Below are 20,843 nucleotides of genomic sequence, written 5' to 3' on the forward strand. Positions count from 1 at the left end.
TGCGCAAAATTCATGATGTGATCCGTGGCACATTTTCAGGTTTAATTGTATGATGAATACGTCTCAGCAAGGACTTTCACCATGAGCAAATCACTGAATACTATCTGGCAATATCTTCGCGCCTTCGTCCTGATTTATGCCTGTCTGTACGCCGGCATTTTTATCGCCTCGCTGCTGCCCATCGTCATCCCCGGCAGCATTATCGGCATGCTGATCCTGTTTGTGCTGCTGGCTTTACAGGTTCTGCCTGCGCAATGGGTCAACCCTGGATGCTTCGTGCTTATTCGCTATATGGCCCTGCTCTTTGTGCCTATCGGCGTCGGGGTAATGCAGTATTACGATGTGCTTAAAGCGCAGTTCGGCCCGATTGTTGTCTCCTGCGCCATCAGCACGCTGGTGGTGTTCCTGGTGGTGAGCTGGAGCTCGCATCTGGTGCACGGTGAACGTCGCGTGGTCGGGCAGAAAGGAGCTAAAAAATGATGGCCAATATCTGGTGGTCCCTGCCGTTAACGCTGGCGGTGTTCTTCGCCGCGCGTAAGCTTGCGGTTCGTTTCAAAATGCCGTTGCTCAACCCGCTGCTGGTCGCCATGGTGGTAATTATTCCTTTCCTGCTGCTCACCGGCATTCCCTACGAGCGTTACTTCGCCGGGAGCAAGATCCTCAACGATTTATTGCAGCCTGCCGTGGTGGCGCTGGCGTTTCCTTTATATGAGCAACTGCATCAGATCCGCGCTCGCTGGAAGTCGATCATCACTATCTGCTTCGTGGGTAGCCTGGCGGCGATGATCACCGGCACCTCAGTGGCCTTGCTGATGGGCGCGTCACCGCAGATTGCCGCCTCTATCCTGCCTAAATCCGTCACCACGCCAATTGCCATGGCCGTGGGCGGCAGCATTGGCGGCATCCCGGCCATCAGCGCCGTGTGCGTAATATTTGTCGGTATCCTGGGCGCGGTGTTTGGCCACACGCTGCTGAATATCATGAAAATTCGTACCAAAGCGGCGCGCGGTCTGGCGATGGGCACCGCTTCGCACGCGCTGGGCACCGCACGCTGCGCGGAGCTGGACTACCAGGAAGGGGCGTTCAGCTCGCTGGCGCTGGTGATCTGCGGGATTATTACCTCCCTGGTCGCGCCGTTTATCTTCCCGGTTATTCTGGCGGTAATGGGCTAAAATTTGCGATGCGTCGCGCAAATTTCATTTTCATTTCATAAGTTGCACACATAATGAGATTTGGATCACATATAAAGGCCGAACGGCTCCGTACACTACCGATCCATTAACCTTGATGAGGCAACGTCATGCATCCACGTTTTCAAGCTGCTTTCTCTCAGCTTGCAGAGAATTTGCAATCAGCCCTGGCTCCGGTTCTGGCGGATGCGCATTTCCCCGCCCTGCTGACGGCAGAACAGGTCTCGACGCTTAAGCAGGCGACGGGGCTGGACGAAGACGCGCTGGCTTTCGCCCTGCTGCCGCTGGCCGCTGCCTGCGCCCGCGCTGATCTTTCCCATTTTAACGTAGGTGCAATCGCGCGCGGCGTGAGTGGAACCTGGTACTTCGGTGGGAACATGGAGTTTCTCGGCGCCACCATGCAGCAAACCGTTCACGCGGAGCAGAGCGCCATCAGCCACGCCTGGCTGCGCGGTGAAAAAGCGCTGAGCGCCATCACCGTCAACTATACCCCCTGTGGCCACTGCCGCCAGTTTATGAACGAGCTGAACAGCGGTCTGGAGCTGCGCATCAACCTGCCGGGACGCGCGCCGCATACGCTGGGCGATTACCTGCCTGACGCTTTTGGCCCGAAAGATCTTGAGATCAAAACCCTGCTGATGGACGAGCAGAACCACGGTTTTGCGCTGACGGGGGATGCGCTCAGCGAGGCAGCCATTGCAGCCGCCAATAAAAGCCACACGCCGTACAGCAAATCCCCAAGCGGCGTCGCCCTTCAGTGCCGCGACGGGCGCATCTTCACCGGTAGCTATGCAGAAAACGCCGCGTTTAACCCGACGCTGCCCCCGCTGCAGGGTGCACTGAACCTGCTCAGCCTGAACGGGTACGACTACCCGGATATTCAGCGCGCTATTCTGGCTGAAAAAGCCGATGCACCGCTGATCCAGTGGGACGCCACCGCGGCCACGCTGAAAGCGCTGGGCTGTTCGACCATCGAGCGCGTCCTGCTCGCATAATCACGTCGGCGGGCAGAAATGCCCGCCCGTCTGACGAAAAACCCCTCAGTTGATTCGCTGTTTCTTGCGCTAACCAGGCGGGTACAGTAGCCTGAGGGAAATTTCATCATCGGTACGAGCCATCTGCATGTTAAAGCGCGTGTTTTACAGCCTGTCTGTCCTGGTCGGCATACTGCTGTTGATCGTGCTGGGCCTCGACCGCTGGATGAGCTGGAAAACAGCTCCCTACATCTTCGATGACCTTCAGGACCTCCCCTACCGCCAGGTGGGCGTGGTGCTCGGTACCGCCAAGTATTATCGCACCGGCGTCATTAATCAGTACTACCGCTACCGTATTCAGGGCGCGCTCAACGCCTATAACAGCGGCAAGGTGAACTATCTGCTGCTGAGCGGCGATAACGCGCTGCAAAGCTATAACGAGCCGGTGACGATGCGCAAAGATCTGATTGCCGCAGGCGTCGACCCGGCCGACATCGTGCTCGACTACGCCGGGTTCCGCACGCTGGACTCCATCGTGCGCACCCGCAAGGTGTTCGACACCAATGACTTCATCATTATCACCCAACGCTTCCACTGCGAGCGGGCGCTGTTTATCGCGCTGCACATGGGCATTCAGGCCCAGTGCTATGCCGTGCCGTCGCCAAAAGATATGCTGAGCGTACGCGTGCGCGAGTTTGGCGCCCGCTTCGGCGCCCTGGCCGATCTGTACCTGTTCAAGCGCGAGCCGCGCTTTTTAGGCCCGCTGGTGCCGATCCCGGCGATGCATGAAGTACCGGAAAATGCGCAGGGTTACCCGGCGGTGACGCCGGAGCAGCTGCTGGAAATGCAGAAGAAAAAATAAACCCGCCATGCGGCGGGTTCAGGATTATTGGCAGGCTTATTTCTTACGCGCGTACTTCAGTGAATCCAGCGCAACCGCGAAGATGATAATCGCGCCCTTGATGATGTACTGCCAGTACGGGTTCACGCCGATATAGGTCAGGCCGTAGTTGATCACGGTGAAGATGATCACACCGGTCACGACGCCCAGCACGGTACCTACGCCGCCGCTGAAGGAGACGCCGCCAACCACGCAGGCCGCAATCGCATCCAGCTCGTACATAAAGCCGAGGTTGTTGGTGGCAGAGCCGATGCGGCCCGCTTCCAGCAGCCCGCCGAAGGCGTAGAACACGCCGGACAGGGCATAAATCATCAGCAGGTTCAGGGCCACGTTAACGCCGGAGACCTTCGCCGCTTCCGGGTTACCGCCGATGGCGAAGATGTTTTTACCGAAGCGGGTTTTGTTCCACAGGATCCAGACGAACGCCACCGCAATCAGCGCATAGAAGGTGATATAGGAGAGCCGGAAGCTGCCCAGCGCCACAAACCCCTGCGTGAAGGTGGAGAAACCACTGTCGAAGCCGGAGATGGGGGACGCGCCGACGAAATCGTAGTACAGGGAGTTGATACCGTAAACGATGATCATCGTGCCCAGCGTGGTGATAAATGGCGTCACGTTCAGGTAAGCGATGATGATGCCGTTAATCAGGCCAATCACCGCGCCGATGGCGCAGACAATCAGGATCACCACAAAAATCGGCATGGTTGCCATCTCCGGAAACACCTTGTTGGCGTTTTCCATCGACTGCAGCAGGGTTGCCGCAATAACCGCCGCCAGACCCACCTGGCGTCCTGCCGAAAGGTCAGTCCCCTGGGTTACGATAAGCCCCGCCACGCCCAGCGCGATAATAATACGTACGGAAGACTGGGTCAGAATGTTACTCAGGTTCAGCAGGCTTAAGAACGTAGGGTCCTGGAAAATAATAATTGCCAGCAATACTAAAAGAACAACGTAAATACCGCCTTCTTTCAGATAAGTGAGAAAACTTTTTTTATTTAACGCACTCATGAGGAGCCCCTGATCTTAAAGGTGCAAAGACGCAAGACGCAAAATTTCGTTTTGCGTTGTCGTTTTGGTGTCAACAATACCGGCAACGAGACCATTGCTCATAACCAGAATACGATCCGTGATCCCTAACAGTTCCGGCATTTCGGAAGAGATAATAATGATCCCTTTATCTTTCTTAGCCAGCTCTGCTATCAGCTGGTAAATCTCAAACTTTGCCCCGACGTCGATACCGCGCGTAGGTTCATCCAGCATCAGAATTTCAGGCTGCGTTAATAACCAGCGACCGATAATCACCTTCTGCTGGTTCCCTCCTGAGAGTGAGCCAATTTGCGTACGGTGGCCCGGCGTTTTCACGCGCATGGAGTCAATGACCCACTGGGTATCACTCTTCATGCGGGAATTATCCAGCAGACCGATTTTGCTTTTGTAGTTACGGATATTCGAAATTAACGAGTTAAAGTTAATATCGAGGTAGGCATAAATACCGGTTGAACGACGTTCTTCCGTCACCAGCGCAAAGCCGTGGTTAATGGCTTCGTTCGCGTTGTGGTTATTGATTTTCTTGCCGTGCAGCGTAATGGTGCCGCCGGATTTTTCACGGATCCCGAACAGGGTTTCCACGATATCGGTACGCTTAGCGCCCACCAGCCCCGCGATACCCAGGATCTCGCCTTTGTGCAGGTCGAAAGAGACGTCACGAATGGACGGCTGACGCAGCGAGGTGAGATTGCGCACTTCCAGAATCACTTCGCCCGGCTTATTTTCTTTGTCCGGGAAGCGCTGGTTCAGGGAACGGCCAACCATCATGGCGATGATCTTGTCCATATCCAGCCCTTCCAGCGGCTGCGTGGCAATCCACTGGCCGTCGCGCAGGATGGTGATTTCATCGCACAGCTGGAAAATTTCTTCCATTTTATGTGAGATATAGACGATGCCGCAGCCGCGATCCTTCAGCTTGCGAATAATGGTAAAAAGGTGGTTAACCTCTTTTTCCGTTAATGACGATGTCGGTTCATCCATGATCACGATTTTCGCATCATAGGAGAACGCTTTGGCAATTTCGATCATCTGCATCTGGGATACGGATAATGTTCCCACGCGCGCGCGCGGATCGATATCAATATCCAGCTCGTCAAAAATGGCTTTGGTATCGCGATACATTTTGTCCTGATCGACAAAAACGCCTTTGGTTGGATAACGACCCAACCACATGTTATCCATTACTGAACGTTGCAGAACCAGGTTTAACTCCTGGTGTACCATCGAGATGCCGTTTTCCAGCGCTTCTTTCGCTGAGTGGAAATCGATCTCTTTTCCCTGAAAAAGAATGCTGCCAGAATCTTTTTGATAGATCCCAAAAAGACATTTTAATAACGTTGATTTACCCGCACCGTTTTCACCCATTAACGCATGAATAGAGTGAGGACGCACTTTTAAATTAACATTATCGAGTGCCTTAACGCCGGGGAATGACTTATTAACGCCGGTCATTTCCAACAAGTATTCACCGGACGACTGAGTAGCTGTGCTGACCATAATTATACCTTGTTGGCCTCGCATATCGCGTTATAAAAGGGCGCAACGAATTGCGCCCAGTGAAGATAAAACGAAGATCTTATTTACCGATAAACTCAGCCAGGTTGGACTGGTCTACGCCCACGTAAGGAACGCGAACGATTTTGTTTTCAATTTTCCAGCTGGTGCCGTCAGCAGCGCCTTTACCGTCAGCGAGGTTTTTCGCCAGGTCAAAGGTGGCTTTCGCCTGGTTGTTAGCATCGTTCAGCACGGTACCGGCCATGGCGCCAGATTTCACCAGCGCCAGCGCTTCTGGCAGCGCATCTACGCCAAACACGGGAACGGCGGATTTATTGTGCGCTTTCAGCGCTTCTACTGCGCCCATTGCCATCGCATCGTTGTTGGCGATAACCACTTCAATTTTGTTAGCGTTCGGACCAGAGAGCCACGCATCCATCTTATCTTTCGCCTGAGCGGTGTCCCACATTGCGGTGTCTAACGCCAGCTGCTGGGTTTTCAGGCCTTTGTCGTTCAGCTCTTTGATAACGTAAGTGGTACGAGCTTCAGCATCCGGGTGGCCCGGCTCGCCTTTCAGCAGCACAAACTGAATCTGCCCATCTTTGTTCAGATCCCAGTTCGGATTCGCCGCCCAGTGTTTCGCAATCAGATCGCCCTGGATAATACCGGACTCTTTAGAGTCAGTACCCACGTAGTACGCTTTGTCGTAGCTATCCAGCGCCTTACGGGAAGGTTCTTTGTTGAAGAAGACAATTGGCACGTTCTGGCCGCGCGCTTTCTCGATAACCGTGCCCGCCGCCGCCGGGTCAACCAGGTTGATGGCCAGCGCCTTCACGCCTTTTGCCAGCAGAACGTCAATCTGATCGTTCTGTTTGGACTGGTCGTTCTGGGAGTCATTCATCAGCAGCTGCACGTCTGGCGCCGCTTTAGCATCTTTTTCAATTGCTTTACGCACAACAGACATGAAGTTGTCGTCGTATTTATAGATAGTTACGCCAATACGGGTATCCGCTGCGTGCGCTGCTGCGCCAAAAAGCATACTTGCCATGACAGCAGACAGAGTCAACACCTTCTTATTCATGGTATCTCCGGTTTTTTTTATGCAGGGTAGTTCTTGTGAAAAACGGTCGGCGGGCAGATGTTAATAAAACGTTACTGATCGCCGAAGTTCACTTATAAAATGTCCAGCTTCCGTGTTCGGTAACGCTCCAGAAATGCGTTTTATTCGTTGTTTGAGGCATGGTGGTAACGGTAAAAGCGAATAATCACCGTTACATTATGTTTCAGCCCCTAAAACGCTGACATCATAGACAGCGGCTTGTTAAGATACTGTGAATTTACTCACAGATTGAAAACGGTTACATCACCTGATGTTATCAGTTAGTGATCGGAGCCACAGTTTGCCGAACCGCGACCGAATGACGCCGCACTAAAGTCGGCATAAAACAATGCGTTGCGTCAGGATCCAGCAGCCCTGCCGCCCCCTGCAGCGCCAGCTCCGTCGCCAGTTTCGCCATCGACGCAATGGGGTAACGCACCGTCGTCAGCTGCGGATCGGTGTAACGGGCAATCGGGATATCGTCGAAGCCGATCAGCGATAAATGCTGCGGCACCGCAATGCCGTTGTCCTTCAGCGCGGTAAGCGCCCCTGCCGCCATGCTGTCGTTGTAGGCGAACACCGCCGACAGCTGAAGATTACGTCCCAGCAGCTCAACCATTGCCGCTTCACCGCCCTGCATATCCGGCGAACCGGTTCCTACCCAGCTCTCCAGCGGCACGATGCCCTGCTCTTTGAGGGCGTTTTGCCAGCCCTGGCGGCGCATCATGTCGTCTTCAATGCCGTGGCTGGAAGCCAGATAGCCAATACGCTGATGGCCGTTGCTGATGAGCATCCGCGTCGCCATCATTGCGCCGCTGATGTTATCCAGACCAACGCAGCGGTGCGCATAGCCGGGCACAATGCGGTTGATCAGCACCATGCCGGGGATCTGCTCCATAAACCCGGCAAGCTCCTCATCGCTCAGGGCTTTTGAGTGCACGATCAGGGCGTTGCAGCGCTGGCGGATCAGCACCTCAATGGCATAACGCTCTTTTTCCGCCTCGTGATAGCTGTTGCCAATCAGCACATACTTCTGGTGCTGCTGGGCGACAACGTCCACCGCCTTAACCAGCGCGCCAAAGAAGGCGTCCGACACATCCATCACCACCACGCCAATGGTATCGCTGACCTGCGTGGCCAGCGCCTGGGCATTGGCGTTTGGCCGGTACCCCAGCTGGGTCACGGCTTTCATTACGGTTTCACGCGTTTCAGGGCTGACCAGCGCGCTGTTGTTCAGCACGCGGGAGACGGTAGCAACAGAAACACCCGCCAGGCGGGCGACGTCACGAATGGTGATCATATTCACCACCCTTTAAGGAATTGCAGCAACTCACAGACACCCCCTGTGTTTAGCAAGGTGGCTATTCTGGCAGCGAGAGAAAGGAGACTACGTGAAGAAGCTCACACAGATGAAAACGCTTACATCCGTTTTGTTAATGATTGTGATCCAGATCGTTATCTGGATGTATTACGTAATGATACACCCGACGCACGCGCGGTTAACTGCCGCCACGCCCACTCCAGCGGGCCCTGACGGAAATAGCGCAGCCAGATGACGGAAAACATCACGTTAACAATCCAGACCGGAATAACAAACGCCAGAAGCGTCAGGCGGTCGAATTTCATAAACAGGCCAAATCGATAGAATAGCGTGGTGCATATCAGGGTTTGCAGAAGGTAATTGCTTAACGCCATCCGCCCAACGCAGGCCACCGCGCTGACGATCCACAGGCGAGAAAGCTGCGGCCAGAAGCCGTAGATCAGCGCCGCATAGCCAACGGTCTGGAACGGTGCGCTCAGCTCTCGCGGGACCTGGAGCAGGAACGCGCACCAGCGGTAATCCCACTGAAGATGCCACTGTACGATCGTCGCCGGAAGGTTAATCATCACGCCGAGCAGCACCAGGCCCGCGCCTGTGAGACGATAGTGACGCAGGCTAAACTCCCCTTTCAGCCAGCCGGTGCGCATCAGGGAGGCGCCAATCAGCATCATTCCCGCCAGCTGCCAGCCGTATTGCGCGCCCAGCGCCAGCAGGTTATCGCCCAGCATATCGGCCCGGTTGCCGATGGCTTCCGCGCCGCCTTTCAGCTTCCAGTACTGCTCATATTGCAGGTTCGCCGCGTCCGGGGTCCATGACCGGCTGGTGGAACCATCCGCAATCATGCCCAGCAGCAGCAGCACGGCCAGCCCCATGACGTAGAGCATCACCCCGGTGTTGAACAGGCTTTTTACGCCGGGCGCGTCGCGGATCAGCCGCCAGCAAATAAGGCCCACCAGGCCATAAGCCAGCAGAATATCGCCGTCCCAGAAAAGGAGTCCGTGAATAAAGCCGAGGATGACCAGCAGCGTTAAGCGCGACTGGATCCAGCGCGTGCCGCGCCTGAGGAGAAGCTGAAGCCCCGCGCCAAAGAGAAGCGCAAAGAGGGTAAGGAATTTAACCTGCGCAAAGAGATCGAGGAGGGCCCACGTCCAGGCATCGCTGCGCGTGATGTCGCCATACCACGCCGGATTGAGATACGCCGCCTTCGGCAGACCGAAGGCGTTAATATTCAGCAGCAGGATACCGAGAATGGCGACGCCGCGAACAAAATCGAGCGTGACGTTTCGCTCCATGGTCCCTGCCCTGTCTGCTTAGTTGTGGTGACGCACGGCGCGCAGGAACTCCTGGCGGGTGTTCTGGCTCGACTTAAACAGACCGCCCAGCGAGGTGGTGGTGGTCGCGCTGGTGGCATCACGCACGCCGCGGGCTTTCACGCAGTAGTGTACCGCGTCGATGGACACCGCCACGTTGTTGGTACCCAGCAGGGTTTGCAGCGCGGTCAGGATCTGCTGCGTCAGACGCTCCTGCACCTGCGGACGCTGGGCAAAGAACTGCACGATGCGGTTGATTTTGGACAGGCCGATCACCGTATCTTTAGGAATATAGGCCACCGTCGCTTTGCCATCGATCGTCACGAAGTGATGTTCACAGGTGCTGGTCAGCGTGATATCGCGCACCGTCACCATCTCATCAACCTTCATCTTGTTTTCAATGACGGTGATTTTCGGGAAATTCGCGTAGTCCAGGCCGGAGAAAATTTCGTCGACGTACATTTTTGCAATGCGGTGCGGCGTCTCCATCAGGCTGTCGTCGCTCAGATCGAGATTCAGCAATTGCATGATCTCCGTCATGTGATCGGCGATCAGACTCTTGCGGGTTTCATTGTCCAGTTCCTGCACGGGCGGGCGCAGTGGCGTTTCAAGACCGCGCGCAACCAGCGCTTCATGGACAAGGGCTGCTTCTTTACTGAGTGATGGCATTCTTTTCTCCTGCAGGTGTGGCGTCTTTTGCCCTCGTTGTGGCAAAAGTGTGCGCTCATTGTGCGTGAGGCGACGCACATAATCCAGTATTCACGACGATAATTATTGCAATTGCTGTTGCCTTTCAGCGTGACGATTCCAGACAAGGCCGCCAGCGACAAAGAGCGCGATACCGGCCAGCCCAAGCGCAGGCTCCAGCCGGTGGGTAAGCCAGGTCGACAGGGCCGAGGTAACCGGACCGATCAGCTGACCGATGGCATACCCGGTGGTGAGCAGTCCCGCCATGTAGCGCGTGTGGTCTGGCGCCAGCTCGCGCCCGTATAACAGGGAGAGCTGTACGGCGCAGAGGAAACCGCCGCCCACCAGCAGCCCGCCCGTCAGCAAACCGCCAATGCCCGGCAGGAGCCATGCCGCCAGCACGCCAACGCCCTGTAGCCACAGGACAATCGCCAGCCTGCGGTTGGACGTCGAGGTATGGCGCAGAGCAATGCTGAGGGCAATTCCCACCACCGAGGCGGCGCCAAAAATCGGCCAGACAAACTGGGCAAACAGGCTGCCGGGAAAACGCACGGCCGCCATTTGCGACAGGAAGGTCGCCGGGAGGATATAGCCAAACCCCGCCAGGCTGTAGCTCCAGACCAGGCGCTTTAAATCTGCGGTCAGCAGCAGCGGTTCAGGTGCGGAACCCGGACGATGAAGCTGACCCGCACGCGGCAGATACCGGGCCACCAGCGCAATCAGCACCAGCGCCAGCACGCCGTAAATTTGCCATGCCGCTCCGGCGGACAGGGATTTCGCCTGAATATAGACCGCCAGCAGGCCGCTCAGGGCAATACCGGCCCCGGGACCGGCAAAGACGGCCGCACTCAGCCCCGGCTTGCCCAGCTGCCCCAGCCGCTCGTTGGTCCAGGCGGCAATCAGCACCATCGACCAGCCGCTCATGCAGCCAATCACAAAGCGCAGCAGGCCGTGAACGATGGCGTTATCTGCCGCCGCGGAGAGCAGCGTCAGCGCCACCGCGCCGCCAATGCCCAGCCAGAGACGCGTTTCGACGAAGCGATGGGCGCGCATGGCATCCCACGCGCCTACCAGATAGCCCAGATAGTTCATCGCCGCGACCAGCCCCGCGCTGGTGAGCGTGAGTTGCCCGGCGGCAATCATCAGCGGCACCTGAGGCGTGAAGGCGAAGCGCCCTATCCCCATCGCCACGACCAGAACCACAAATCCGCTGAGCGCGATACGCAGCGCCATGATCGCTCCAATTGTTAAAGAAAAGTAAATTTATGATGCAACATCTCGCCGTCCTGCGAAAGTGAAAGTTGCTCGCAGGTCAATGAAAACTCTGTATTATGAGTTTCATGAATAGTCTTCCGTATAAGGAGCCCTGCATGGAACTGCTCGAAGAGCATCGTTGTTTTGAAGGTCGACAGCAGCGCTGGCGGCACGACTCCACCGTCCTGAACTGTGCCATGACGTTCAGCATTTTCCTCCCACCGACGGAAAATCCACCGGTTCTGTTCTGGCTTTCAGGCCTGACCTGCAATGACGAAAACTTCACCACTAAAGCGGGAGCCCAGCGTATTGCCGCTGAGCTGGGCATCGCGCTGGTGATGCCAGACACCAGCCCGCGAGGGGATGATGTGGCGGACGATGCCGGGTACGATTTAGGCAAAGGCGCCGGATTCTATCTGAACGCCACCGAGCAGCCGTGGGCGAGCCACTACCGCATGTATGATTATGTCCGTGATGAACTGCCTGCACTGATTCAGTCAGAATTCGCGGTGAGCGAGCGCTGCGCGATTAGCGGTCACTCCATGGGCGGCCACGGCGCGCTGATAATGGCGCTGAAAAATCCGGGCAAGTACGCCAGCGTGTCGGCATTTGCGCCCATCGTGAACCCAACGCAGGTACCGTGGGGGCAAAAAGCCTTTACGGCCTATCTGGGGGAAGATGTACAAAAATGGCAGGAATGGGACAGCTGCGCGCTGATGCTGGCAAGCCGGACGGAAGACGCGGTTCCGATGCTTATCGATCAGGGTGATGCGGATCAGTTCCTCGCCGGGCAGCTACAGCCTGCGGTGCTGGCCGAAGCGGCGCGTCAGAAAGACTGGCCGCTGACGCTGCGCATCCAGCCGGGATACGACCACAGCTATTACTTTATGGCGTCCTTTATTGAGGACCATCTCCGCTTCCATGCGGAGCATTTGTTCAGGTAAGTTCGGCCTTTTGCCCGGTAGACTCCTGTATACCGGGCCTATCCCCTCCCCCTCATTTACATAATCCTATCCGCTTGAAACCAGACCGGTTTTCTTTTATTTACATCAAACACAAATGATTTCAATTATCATTTGCGTTTACAATTCTACATTCTTTTGTACAATTCCAGGCTCTTCTCCATCTCAAAGAGTTCTTAAAAGACAAAATCATACAGTTCTCAGGGTTATCCCGATGGAGTTTTATTCTTTTTATATGGAATGTACAAATGACAATACTCCGCGTTAAGCTCCTGGCCGTCGCCGTTGGCGCTGCCACATTTACCCCCTTCGTTCACGCAGCCGATCAGGACACCGTTGTCGTCACCGCGACGGGTTTTGAACAAAAGATCCAGAATGCCCCCGCCTCCATCTCTGTTATTTCGAAACAGCAGATTGAAGATAAAGCCTACCGTGATGTTACCGATGCCCTGAGAGACGTCCCGGGCGTTGTCGTCACTGGCGGCGGGAGTAGCAGTGATATCAGTATTCGCGGTATGGCATCTCAGTACACCTTGTTTCTTGTGAACGGCAAACGCGTCAGTACGCGAAGCACCCGTCCAAACAGCGATAACTCGGGTATTGAACAAGGCTGGCTGCCGCCACTGGAGTCCATAGAGCGCATCGAGGTCATCCGCGGCCCGATGTCCTCGCTTTACGGCTCTGATGCTATGGGTGGTGTCATCAACGTCATTACCAAAAAAGTCTCGAACACCAAAGCCTGGACCGGTTCTTTGCATGGCGATGCAACCTTCCAGGAAAACCATGATTCCGGCGACATCTTCCAGACCAACGCCTACGCTTCAGGTCCTCTGATTGACGGCCTGCTGGGCGCAAAAGTGACGGGGCTTTTGTCACGCCGCGCCGAAGATAAGATAGTGAACGGGTATAACGAGCAGAAAATGCGTAACGGTGGCATTACGCTGAACTTTACGCCGGACGAGAAGAACGATTTCGATCTTGATTTTGCTCGTGAGCTTCAGGACAGAAACAGCACGCCAGGCATGTCGAAAGCGTCTGAAACCTGCCGGGGAACGACCTGTAAGCCAAATACCAAAAGCGACTCGCGCTATGAGCATACAACTTACTCCTTAACCCACAGCGGGTATTACGACGACTTCAATACCACCAGCTATATCCAGCAGGAAGAGACCAATAACCCAGGTCGCAAAATGCGCTCGTATAACACCACCTTCAACAACCAGAACCAGATTTTCCTCGGCGATCATACATTGACCCTCGGCGGGCAGTATCGGTACGAGAAACTGCGCGACAAGGGCAATCAGCTGGAAGCTGCGGACGGCCTGAACAAACTGACGCGCTGGAGCTGGGCCCTGTTTGCCGAAGATGAATGGTCAATGACGGAAAGCTTTACGTTGACCGGCGGCCTGCGTATGGACAAAGACCAAAACTACGGGACGAACTGGACCCCGCGCGGTTACGGCGTATGGCACCTGGCCGAACAGTGGACGCTGAAAGGCGGGGTTTCGGCTGGCTATCGGGCGCCGGATCTGCGTCAGTCTTCCGCCAGCTGGGGCCAGGTAACGGGTGGCGGCCGTCTTGACGGTATCATCGTTGGCAACCCGGATCTGAAACCAGAGAAGAGCCTCAGCGAAGAGCTCGCCCTGCTCTGGGATAACAACGATAACCTGAATGCCGGCGTTACGCTGTTTAATACCGACTTCAAGGACAAGATTACGGAAGTTCGCCGCTGTAACAGCAGCGCCGATCCCGCCTGTACGATTGGCAATCACAGCTATGATTTCGTGAGCGACCGCGTCAACGTGGACAAAGCCAACATGCGCGGCGTGGAGTCCTCGTTCGGCTGGAAAATCTCGCGCGATGTGAACTGGACCGCAAACTATACCTATACCGAATCCGAGCAGAAGAGCGGTCAGTTCTCCGGCAAGCCGCTGAACAAGATGCCTAAGCACATGTTCAACACCACCCTGGACTGGCAGGCGACGCCCGACGTCGGTTTCTGGAGCCGTCTGAACCTTCGCGGTAAAACGTCCGAGTATCTGAGCCGTACGTCAATGTCCCAGGGCACGCCGTCCTACACTCAGGTTGATGTCGGTCTGCGCTACAACGCGAACAAAAACCTGCTTGTTACCGCCGGTGTGTATAACGTGCTTGATAAGCAGATTGATTACGATACGTATGACACCGTGCTTGACGGGCGACGCTATACGGTTGGCATGACCTACAGCTTCTGATCTGCCCATAAAAAAGCCCGCTCAAATGAGCGGGCTTAAAGAGAGGAAGTGCGTTTAGCGTTTAAATCGTTCCGGGAAATCCATTTCACTGTAGCGAACGAAGCGGGTTCCTTTCGTCAGCTTGTAGCCAAACCAGATAATCAGGAACAGCGGAATACCGATATAGGTGGCCGTCACGGCGCCCCAGTCAATGGTGTCCGCAAGGAAGGCTTCGTAGTTCTGGCCCAGGGTGATGATCAGGCACAGAATGAAGGCAAAAATCGGCCCCAGCGGGAAGAACCCTGAACGGTACGGCAGGTTGTTCAGATCGTGGCCCTGCTTGACGTAGCCGCGGCGGAAACGATAGTGGCTGATGGCAATGCCCAGCCAGGCGATGAAGCCCGTCATACCGGAGGTATTGAGCAGCCACAGGTACACCGTCTGGTTGCCGAACATGGAGGTCAGGAAGCACAGACCGGCAATCACCGTGGTCGCGTACAGCGCGTTGCGCGGCACGCCACCGCGGGACAGTTTCGAGAAAATACGCGGCGCTTTGCCGTCGCAGGCCAGGGTATAGAGCATACGGGTGGACGCGTACATGCCGGAGTTACCCGCAGACAGCACCGCCGTCAGGATCACCGCGTTCATTACCGCCGCCGCAGAGAGCAGGCCCGCGTGCTGGAAGACCAGCGTGAACGGGCTGACGCTAATGTCCTTCACGTCGTTACGCAGCAGGCTTGGATCGGTGTACGGAATGATCAGGCTGATAATCAGGATCGCGAATACGTAGAACAGCAGGATACGCCAGAACACCTGACGCACCGCGCGAGGAATGTTCTTCTCCGGGTTTTCAGATTCACCGGCCGCAATGCCAATCAGCTCGGTGCCCTGGAAGGAGAAGCCGACAATCATCGCCACGCCAATCATCGCCGAGAAGCCTCCGGCAAACGGCGCATCGCCTATGCTCCAGTTGCTCCACCCGGCCGGTTCAGCCCCTTTGAAAATACCAACGATCATCGCCACACCGACGACGATAAAGATGATGACGGTTGCCACTTTAATCAAAGAGAACCAGTATTCCGCTTCGCCAAAGCCGCGAACGGAGATGTAGTTCAGCAGGAAAATCACCGCAAGGAACAGCGCACTCCAGATCCAGCCCGGCGTGTCCGGGAACCACCAGGTCATCACCAGCTGTGCGGCGACCAGATCCACGGCGATAGTCACCGCCCAGTTGTACCAGTAGTTCCAGCCCAGCGCGAAGCCGAAGCCTTCTTCAACGTATTTCTGACCGTAGGTCGAAAACGAACCCGATACCGGCATATAGGCTGCCAGTTCGCCCAGGCTGGTCATCAGGAAGTACACCATCAGGCCAATCAGGATATAAGAGAATAGTGCCCCACCCGGGCCTGCTGCCGAAATCGTTGCGCCAGAGGCAACGAAAAGACCTGTACCGATAGATCCGCCAATGGCGATCATCGTCAGGTGACGCGCCTTAAGTGCGCGACGTAGCGCGGGCGCTTCTGTGGTTTTAGTTTCTGAAACCATGTGAAAATGCTGTCCATTCAATAAATGAGGCGCGATTGTAGCAGACGATCTGCGTTCCTTCCGGCAGAAATGCTCAGTTATAAGAGAGCTTCATGACTCGGCCAGGATTATAAGTAAAGCATAATTTTTCCCTCTCCCCTTTGGGGAGAGGGCCAGGGTGAGGGGCGATTTTACATCTCGCAGTAGCGCAGAAAACGCTGCAGCGAACTGGAAAGGTGCTTTTGGCGATGGTGGATGCACCATAATGTGCGCACCAGCTTCGGCAGCGGAACGGGGATCTCAACCAGCGATCCGGTTTCCAGCTGCTCGGCAATCACCCGTCGGGAAAGACAGCTAATGCCCAGACCATGGCGTACGGCGTGCTTAATCGCCTCTGAATTGCCCAGCTCCATGCCCAGCTGGAAATGAGGCAGGTGCGAGAGCAGCAGATAATCGACAATCTCACGCGTGCCGGAGCCCTGCTCTCGCAGGATCCACTGGGCCTGCGCCAGCCGCTCCAGCGTGACCTCGCCCTGCAGTAGAGAAGAGGCCGGAGACGCAAACACCACCAGCTCGTCCTCCAGCCAGGGTTCGGCGATGATATCGACGTTGTGGCATGGCCCTTCGATAAGCCCGATATCCACGCGGAAATCAATCACCGCGTTGATGACATCCTGGCTGTTGCCCACGCTCATCTCCAGCGGCAGGGTCGGGAAATCCCGGCGGTAGCGGGCGATCACTTCCGGCAGAATATAGTTACCGATCGTGCTGCTGGCGTACACGCGGATCGCACCGTTATCCTCGCGGAACAGCTGTTCGATTTCGACGGCCTGCTCCAGCAACGCCAGCGCGCGCGGGTAGAGCAGTCGGCCATGTTCGTTCACCACCAGCCGCTTTCCTACCCTGTCGAACAGCTGGACGCCCAGCTGGCCTTCAAGATCGGTTAAGGCCGCGCTGACGGCAGACTGCGAGAGCGCCAGCATTTGTGACGCCTGGGTCGTCGAGCCGCTCTTCAGCACTTCGGCAAAAACTTCCAGCTGACGCAATGTAATGTACATGGTTGCTTACCACTTATAAAGATTGATTATAAATATATAATCAATTTTATTTTTAAGCCAGAGCGCCGTAACCTTTAGCCAGACAAAGGAGAAGGTTATGTCAGAAATCACCTTACAACATCATCGTACAGTGTGGCACTTCGTGCCGGGTCTTGCGCTCAGCGCCGTGGTTACCGGTGTCGCCTTATGGGGCGGCAGCATTCCGGCGGTGGCCGGTGCAGGGTTCAGCGCCTTAACGCTGGCCATTCTGCTCGGCATGGTCGTCGGGAATACCGTTTATCCGCACATCTGGAAATCCTGTGACGGGGGCGTTATTTTCGCCAAACAGCATTTATTACGTCTCGGGATCATCCTTTACGGCTTTCGCCTCACCTTTTCGCAGATTGCGGATGTGGGCGTCAGCGGCATTGCCATCGACGTCCTGACCCTTACGAGCACCTTTTTACTGGCGTGCTTCATCGGCCAGAAGATCTTTGGGCTCGACAAACAAACCAGCTGGCTGATTGGTGCTGGCAGCAGCATCTGCGGCGCGGCCGCGGTGCTGGCGACGGAGCCGGTGGTTAAGGCCGAGGCCAGTAAAGTCACGGTGGCCGTCGCGACGGTAGTCATCTTCGGTACGCTGGCGATCTTCCTCTATCCGGCCATGTACCCGCTGGTGGCGCACTGGTTCAGCCCGGAAACCTACGGCATCTATATCGGTTCAACCATGCATGAAGTGGCGCAGGTGGTAGCGGCAGGTCACGCCATCAGTCCGGATGCGGAAAACGCGGCGGTCATCGCTAAAATGCTGCGCGTAATGATGCTGGCACCGTTCCTGATTTTCCTGGCGGCGCGGGTTAAACAGCTGGCGCCGGCGGGCGGCAACGAGAAAAGTAAAATCACCATTCCATGGTTTGCGATCCTGTTCATCGTGGTTGCCATCTTTAACTCCTTCCACCTGCTGCCCAAGGCGGTGGTGGATATGCTGGTCACGCTGGATACGGTACTGCTGGCCATGGCGATGGCGGCGCTGGGCGTAACCACGCACGTGAGCGCCCTGAAAAAAGCCGGTGCGAAGCCGCTGCTGATGGCGCTGGTGCTCTTCATCTGGCTGATTGTGGGCGGCGGCGCGATTAACCTCGCCGTACACAGCCTGCAGGCATAAACCATCTCGTCCTTCTCCTGTTAACCCGTTATCATAGGCGTTTCGGGTTAACAGGAGTCTTTTTATGAAATATGTTGGAGCGCACGTTAGCGCTGCCGGTGGCCTTGCGAATGCCGCCATTCGTGCCGCCGAAATCGAGGCGACCGCCTTCGCCCTGTTCACCAAAAATCAGCGCCAGTGGCGCGCTGCTCCCCTCACCGCTGAAGTGATTGATAGCTTCAGGGCCGCCTGCGAGAAGTACCGCTATGGGCCTGGCCAGATCCTCCCGCACGACAGCTATCTGATTAACCTCGGCCACCCGGTTGCTGAGGCGCTGGAAAAATCCCGTGAAGCGTTCCTGGATGAGGTACAGCGCTGCGAGCAGCTCGGGCTTACGCTGCTCAACTTCCATCCGGGTAGCCATCTGATGCAGATCGATGAAGACGCCTGCCTGGCGCGCATTGCCGAGTCCATTAACATCACGCTGGATAAAACTAAAGGCGTGACGGCGGTGATTGAAAACACCGCCGGTCAGGGCAGCAACCTGGGCTTCAGGTTCGAACATCTGGCGGCGATCATCGACGGCGTGGAAGACAAATCCCGCGTGGGCGTGTGCATTGATACCTGCCACGCGTTTGCGGCCGGCTATGACCTGCGCACAACCGAGGCAACGAAGAACACCTTCGACGAGTTCGAGCGGATTGTTGGCTTTAACTACCTGCGCGGTATGCACTTAAACGATGCAAAAAGCGCGTTCGGCAGCCGCGTTGACCGCCACCACAGCCTGGGCGAAGGCAATATTGGCCACGATGCGTTCCGCTTTATTATGCAGGACGCCCGCTTCGACGGCATTCCGATGGTGCTGGAAACCATCAACCCGGATATCTGGGCGGAAGAAATTGCCTGGCTGAAAGCGCAGCAGACCGCTGAACAGGCGGCATAAAAAAAGCCGGGCGCGTAATGCGACCCGGCTTTTTTATTGCGTTAACGCTTATGCCGCTTTGGCGACCGCTTCCGCTTCCGGGCGCTTCAGCACCGCGTAAGACAGGCCCGCCACCAGCGTACCGACAACAATCGCCAGCAGGTAACCCAGCACCGGAGTGATTGCGCCTGGGATCAGCAGAACAAACAGACCGCCGTGCGGCGCCATCAGCTTCGCACCCACCGCCATAGAGATGGCGCCCGTTACCGCACCGCCTACGATACAGCAGGGCAGAACGCGCATTGGGTCACGCGCAGCAAACGGGATTGCGCCTTCGGTAATGAAGCACAGGCCCAGCACCAGCGCCGCTTTCCCACCTTCCTGCTGCGCTTTATCGAACTTACGACGGGCAATAATCGTCGCCAGGCCGAGCGCCAGCGGTGGCACCATGCCTGCCGCCATGATCGCCGCCATCGGCGCATAGGTCTGGGTACTCAGCAGGCCAACGCCAAACGCGTATGCCGCTTTGTTTACCGGACCACCCATGTCGGTACACATCATACCGCCGAGGATAGCGCCCAGCAGAACCGCGTTCGCCGTTCCCATGGTTTGCAGCCAGTGGGTCAGGCCTTCCAGAATGCCCGCGACCGGCTTACCGATCAGGTAAATCATTGCCAGCCCCACCACCAGGCTGGAAATCAGCGGGATGATCAGGATCGGCTTCAGCGCTTCCATGCTCTGCGGCAGCTTCAGCTTCGAGCTAATCAGCTTCGCCACGTAGCCTGCCAGGAAACCAGCAATAATACCGCCAATAAAGCCTGAACCGGTGCTTACCGCCAGCATGCCGCCGATAAGACCCGGGGTCAGGCCCGGACGGTCGGCAATAGAGAAGGCGATAAAGCCAGCCAGTACCGGCACCATCAGCGCGAAGGCGGAGCCACCGCCAATCTGCATTAACGCCGCCGCCAGCGTGCCCTGCTCCTTAAACGCTTCGATACCGAAGGCGAAGGAGAGCGCAATACACAGGCCGCCCGCCACCACCATCGGCAGCATGTAGGAGACGCCGGTCAGCAGGTGGCGATACGCGCCCGCAGACTCTTTTTTCCCTTCGGTCGGGGTTTTAGCCGCACCGGTTGCCTGATACGGTTTGGCTTCCGCCAGCGCCTTGTCAAATTCCTGCGCGGTTTTCTTCAGCGCCAGGCCGGTAGAGGTGCGATACATCGGCTTGCCGGCAAACTTCGCCAGATCCACTTCGATATCTGCCGCCACGATAACCAGATCGGCTTCAGCGACCTCTTCCGGCGTGATGGCGTTACCTGCGCCCACGGAGCCACGGGTTTCAACCTTCACCCACCAGCCGCGTTTTTTCGCTTCGGTTTCAATGGCTTCAGCCGCCATAAAGGTATGAGCCACGCCCGTCGGGCACGCCGTTACCGCGACGATGCGCTTCGGCCCGCTGGCCGCAACCGGCGCCGCCTCAACGGGTGCGCTGTAAACCGCGGCATGACCTTTTGCTTCGCTCAGAAACAGTTCCGGGTGTGCCACCGCGCGATTAATATCGCCCAGCCACACTTTTTTGCCGTTCAGGGCGCTGTCAGCGGGGATTTTATCGCCCAGAACAATCGCCATTTCGGCATCACCCGGGTTATCAATGATATCCAGGTGCGCTTTTTGTGCCGCCGCGCCCAGCAGGGTCTTCGCCATATAGGCACGAGCCTGTCCGAGACCGGAGTCAATGATCAGCAGCGTTTTCATTATTCCTCT

General features: G+C 56.4%; 18 protein-coding genes. 8 read left to right on the forward strand and 10 right to left on the reverse strand.

Translation table 11 applies throughout. The features are described from left to right. Window positions 1-81 precede the first annotated feature (81 nt). The 4 genes from IM304_RS09805 to sanA all read left to right on the forward strand — a co-directional run bounded on the left by IM304_RS09805 (window position 82) and on the right by sanA (window position 3,026). Window positions 82-480 carry a CidA/LrgA family protein gene (locus IM304_RS09805; protein WP_148419844.1) on the forward strand — a complete coding sequence of 133 codons (399 nt, stop codon included), beginning with the start codon at window positions 82-84 and terminating at the stop codon, window positions 478-480. Then, window positions 477-1,172: a CidB/LrgB family autolysis modulator gene (locus IM304_RS09810; RefSeq protein WP_193355605.1), complete on the forward strand. Its 696-nt coding sequence runs from the start codon at window positions 477-479 to the stop codon at window positions 1,170-1,172. The genes IM304_RS09805 and IM304_RS09810 overlap by 4 nt, the downstream gene beginning before the upstream one ends. Before the next feature lie 128 nt (window positions 1,173-1,300). Next, window positions 1,301-2,185, forward strand: coding sequence for a cytidine deaminase (gene cdd / locus IM304_RS09815; protein ID WP_193355606.1), 885 nt, complete (start codon window positions 1,301-1,303; stop codon window positions 2,183-2,185). 127 nt (window positions 2,186-2,312) lie between these two features. Further along, window positions 2,313-3,026, forward strand: a complete 714-nt coding sequence (gene sanA / locus IM304_RS09820; protein ID WP_176609890.1) for an outer membrane permeability protein SanA — start codon at window positions 2,313-2,315, stop codon at window positions 3,024-3,026. 36 nt (window positions 3,027-3,062) lie between these two features. Here sanA and mglC read toward each other — a convergent pair whose 3' ends face one another. The 7 genes from mglC to IM304_RS09855 form a co-directional block, all read right to left on the reverse strand. Next, window positions 3,063-4,073 (reverse strand): galactose/methyl galactoside ABC transporter permease MglC, encoded by a 1,011-nt coding sequence (gene mglC / locus IM304_RS09825; RefSeq protein ID WP_176609889.1) that lies wholly within the window; start codon window positions 4,071-4,073, stop codon window positions 3,063-3,065. 15 nt (window positions 4,074-4,088) lie between these two features. After that, window positions 4,089-5,609: a galactose/methyl galactoside ABC transporter ATP-binding protein MglA gene (gene mglA, locus IM304_RS09830; protein WP_148419847.1), complete on the reverse strand. Its 1,521-nt coding sequence runs from the start codon at window positions 5,607-5,609 to the stop codon at window positions 4,089-4,091. A gap of 79 nt (window positions 5,610-5,688) precedes the next feature. Beyond that, entirely contained in the window at window positions 5,689-6,687 is a 999-nt protein-coding gene (mglB, locus tag IM304_RS09835) for a galactose/glucose ABC transporter substrate-binding protein MglB (RefSeq protein ID WP_148419848.1), read from the reverse strand. A gap of 295 nt (window positions 6,688-6,982) precedes the next feature. Next, on the reverse strand, window positions 6,983-8,005 hold the full coding sequence (galS, locus tag IM304_RS09840; protein WP_148419849.1) for an HTH-type transcriptional regulator GalS: 1,023 nt from the start codon (window positions 8,003-8,005) through the stop codon (window positions 6,983-6,985). Window positions 8,006-8,160: 155 nt separating this feature from the next. Beyond that, window positions 8,161-9,318: a DUF418 domain-containing protein YeiB gene (gene yeiB, locus IM304_RS09845; protein WP_176609886.1), complete on the reverse strand. Its 1,158-nt coding sequence runs from the start codon at window positions 9,316-9,318 to the stop codon at window positions 8,161-8,163. An 18-nt stretch (window positions 9,319-9,336) separates the two neighbouring features. Then, window positions 9,337-10,005: a GTP cyclohydrolase I FolE gene (gene folE, locus IM304_RS09850; RefSeq protein ID WP_148419851.1), complete on the reverse strand. Its 669-nt coding sequence runs from the start codon at window positions 10,003-10,005 to the stop codon at window positions 9,337-9,339. Window positions 10,006-10,107: 102 nt separating this feature from the next. Continuing rightward, window positions 10,108-11,256, reverse strand: a complete 1,149-nt coding sequence (locus IM304_RS09855; RefSeq protein WP_193355607.1) for a YbfB/YjiJ family MFS transporter — start codon at window positions 11,254-11,256, stop codon at window positions 10,108-10,110. A gap of 137 nt (window positions 11,257-11,393) precedes the next feature. On the opposite strand from IM304_RS09855, the gene fghA reads away from it, so the two are divergent. Together fghA and IM304_RS09865 are read left to right on the forward strand one after the other, a co-directional pair. Further along, entirely contained in the window at window positions 11,394-12,221 is an 828-nt protein-coding gene (fghA, locus tag IM304_RS09860; protein ID WP_193355608.1) for an S-formylglutathione hydrolase, read from the forward strand. 266 nt (window positions 12,222-12,487) lie between these two features. Further along, window positions 12,488-14,473, forward strand: a complete 1,986-nt coding sequence (locus IM304_RS09865) for a ligand-gated channel protein (protein WP_193355609.1) — start codon at window positions 12,488-12,490, stop codon at window positions 14,471-14,473. 54 nt (window positions 14,474-14,527) lie between these two features. On the opposite strand, the gene IM304_RS09870 is transcribed toward IM304_RS09865, so the two are convergent. Continuing rightward, window positions 14,528-15,997 (reverse strand): amino acid permease, encoded by a 1,470-nt coding sequence (locus tag IM304_RS09870; protein WP_148419855.1) that lies wholly within the window; start codon window positions 15,995-15,997, stop codon window positions 14,528-14,530. Window positions 15,998-16,167: 170 nt separating this feature from the next. Further along, complete coding sequence (gene yieE / locus IM304_RS09875; protein ID WP_193355610.1) at window positions 16,168-17,034, reverse strand: DNA-binding transcriptional regulator YeiE; 867 nt, start codon at window positions 17,032-17,034, stop codon at window positions 16,168-16,170. Between the two features lie 97 nt (window positions 17,035-17,131). On the opposite strand from yieE, the gene IM304_RS09880 reads away from it, so the two are divergent. Then, entirely contained in the window at window positions 17,132-18,178 is a 1,047-nt protein-coding gene (locus IM304_RS09880; RefSeq protein ID WP_193355611.1) for a YeiH family protein, read from the forward strand. Between the two features lie 64 nt (window positions 18,179-18,242). Then, window positions 18,243-19,100 (forward strand): deoxyribonuclease IV, encoded by an 858-nt coding sequence (gene nfo / locus IM304_RS09885; RefSeq protein ID WP_148419858.1) that lies wholly within the window; start codon window positions 18,243-18,245, stop codon window positions 19,098-19,100. A 48-nt stretch (window positions 19,101-19,148) separates the two neighbouring features. On the opposite strand, the gene fruA is transcribed toward nfo, so the two are convergent. Beyond that, window positions 19,149-20,834 (reverse strand): PTS fructose transporter subunit IIBC, encoded by a 1,686-nt coding sequence (gene fruA / locus IM304_RS09890; RefSeq protein WP_193355612.1) that lies wholly within the window; start codon window positions 20,832-20,834, stop codon window positions 19,149-19,151. Window positions 20,835-20,843 lie beyond the last annotated feature (9 nt).

Source organism: Enterobacter cloacae complex sp. P40C2, from assembly GCF_014930695.1.
In the GTDB taxonomy this organism is placed as follows: domain Bacteria; phylum Pseudomonadota; class Gammaproteobacteria; order Enterobacterales; family Enterobacteriaceae; genus Enterobacter; species Enterobacter pasteurii.

Coding starts and splice junctions, on each gene's coding strand:
- mglB (WP_148419848.1), bottom strand. CDS start 6,687: ATGAATAAGAAGGTGTTGACTCTGTCTGCTGTCATGGCAAGTATGCTT.
- yieE (WP_193355610.1), bottom strand. CDS start 17,034: ATGTACATTACATTGCGTCAGCTGGAAGTTTTTGCCGAAGTGCTGAAG.
- folE (WP_148419851.1), bottom strand. CDS start 10,005: ATGCCATCACTCAGTAAAGAAGCAGCCCTTGTCCATGAAGCGCTGGTT.
- cdd (WP_193355606.1), top strand. CDS start 1,301: ATGCATCCACGTTTTCAAGCTGCTTTCTCTCAGCTTGCAGAGAATTTG.
- mglC (WP_176609889.1), bottom strand. CDS start 4,073: ATGAGTGCGTTAAATAAAAAAAGTTTTCTCACTTATCTGAAAGAAGGC.
- IM304_RS09810 (WP_193355605.1), top strand. CDS start 477: ATGATGGCCAATATCTGGTGGTCCCTGCCGTTAACGCTGGCGGTGTTC.
- IM304_RS09855 (WP_193355607.1), bottom strand. CDS start 11,256: ATGGCGCTGCGTATCGCGCTCAGCGGATTTGTGGTTCTGGTCGTGGCG.
- IM304_RS09865 (WP_193355609.1), top strand. CDS start 12,488: ATGACAATACTCCGCGTTAAGCTCCTGGCCGTCGCCGTTGGCGCTGCC.
- nfo (WP_148419858.1), top strand. CDS start 18,243: ATGAAATATGTTGGAGCGCACGTTAGCGCTGCCGGTGGCCTTGCGAAT.
- yeiB (WP_176609886.1), bottom strand. CDS start 9,318: ATGGAGCGAAACGTCACGCTCGATTTTGTTCGCGGCGTCGCCATTCTC.
- galS (WP_148419849.1), bottom strand. CDS start 8,005: ATGATCACCATTCGTGACGTCGCCCGCCTGGCGGGTGTTTCTGTTGCT.
- IM304_RS09870 (WP_148419855.1), bottom strand. CDS start 15,997: ATGGTTTCAGAAACTAAAACCACAGAAGCGCCCGCGCTACGTCGCGCA.
- IM304_RS09880 (WP_193355611.1), top strand. CDS start 17,132: ATGTCAGAAATCACCTTACAACATCATCGTACAGTGTGGCACTTCGTG.
- fghA (WP_193355608.1), top strand. CDS start 11,394: ATGGAACTGCTCGAAGAGCATCGTTGTTTTGAAGGTCGACAGCAGCGC.
- sanA (WP_176609890.1), top strand. CDS start 2,313: ATGTTAAAGCGCGTGTTTTACAGCCTGTCTGTCCTGGTCGGCATACTG.
- fruA (WP_193355612.1), bottom strand. CDS start 20,834: ATGAAAACGCTGCTGATCATTGACTCCGGTCTCGGACAGGCTCGTGCC.
- mglA (WP_148419847.1), bottom strand. CDS start 5,609: ATGGTCAGCACAGCTACTCAGTCGTCCGGTGAATACTTGTTGGAAATG.
- IM304_RS09805 (WP_148419844.1), top strand. CDS start 82: ATGAGCAAATCACTGAATACTATCTGGCAATATCTTCGCGCCTTCGTC.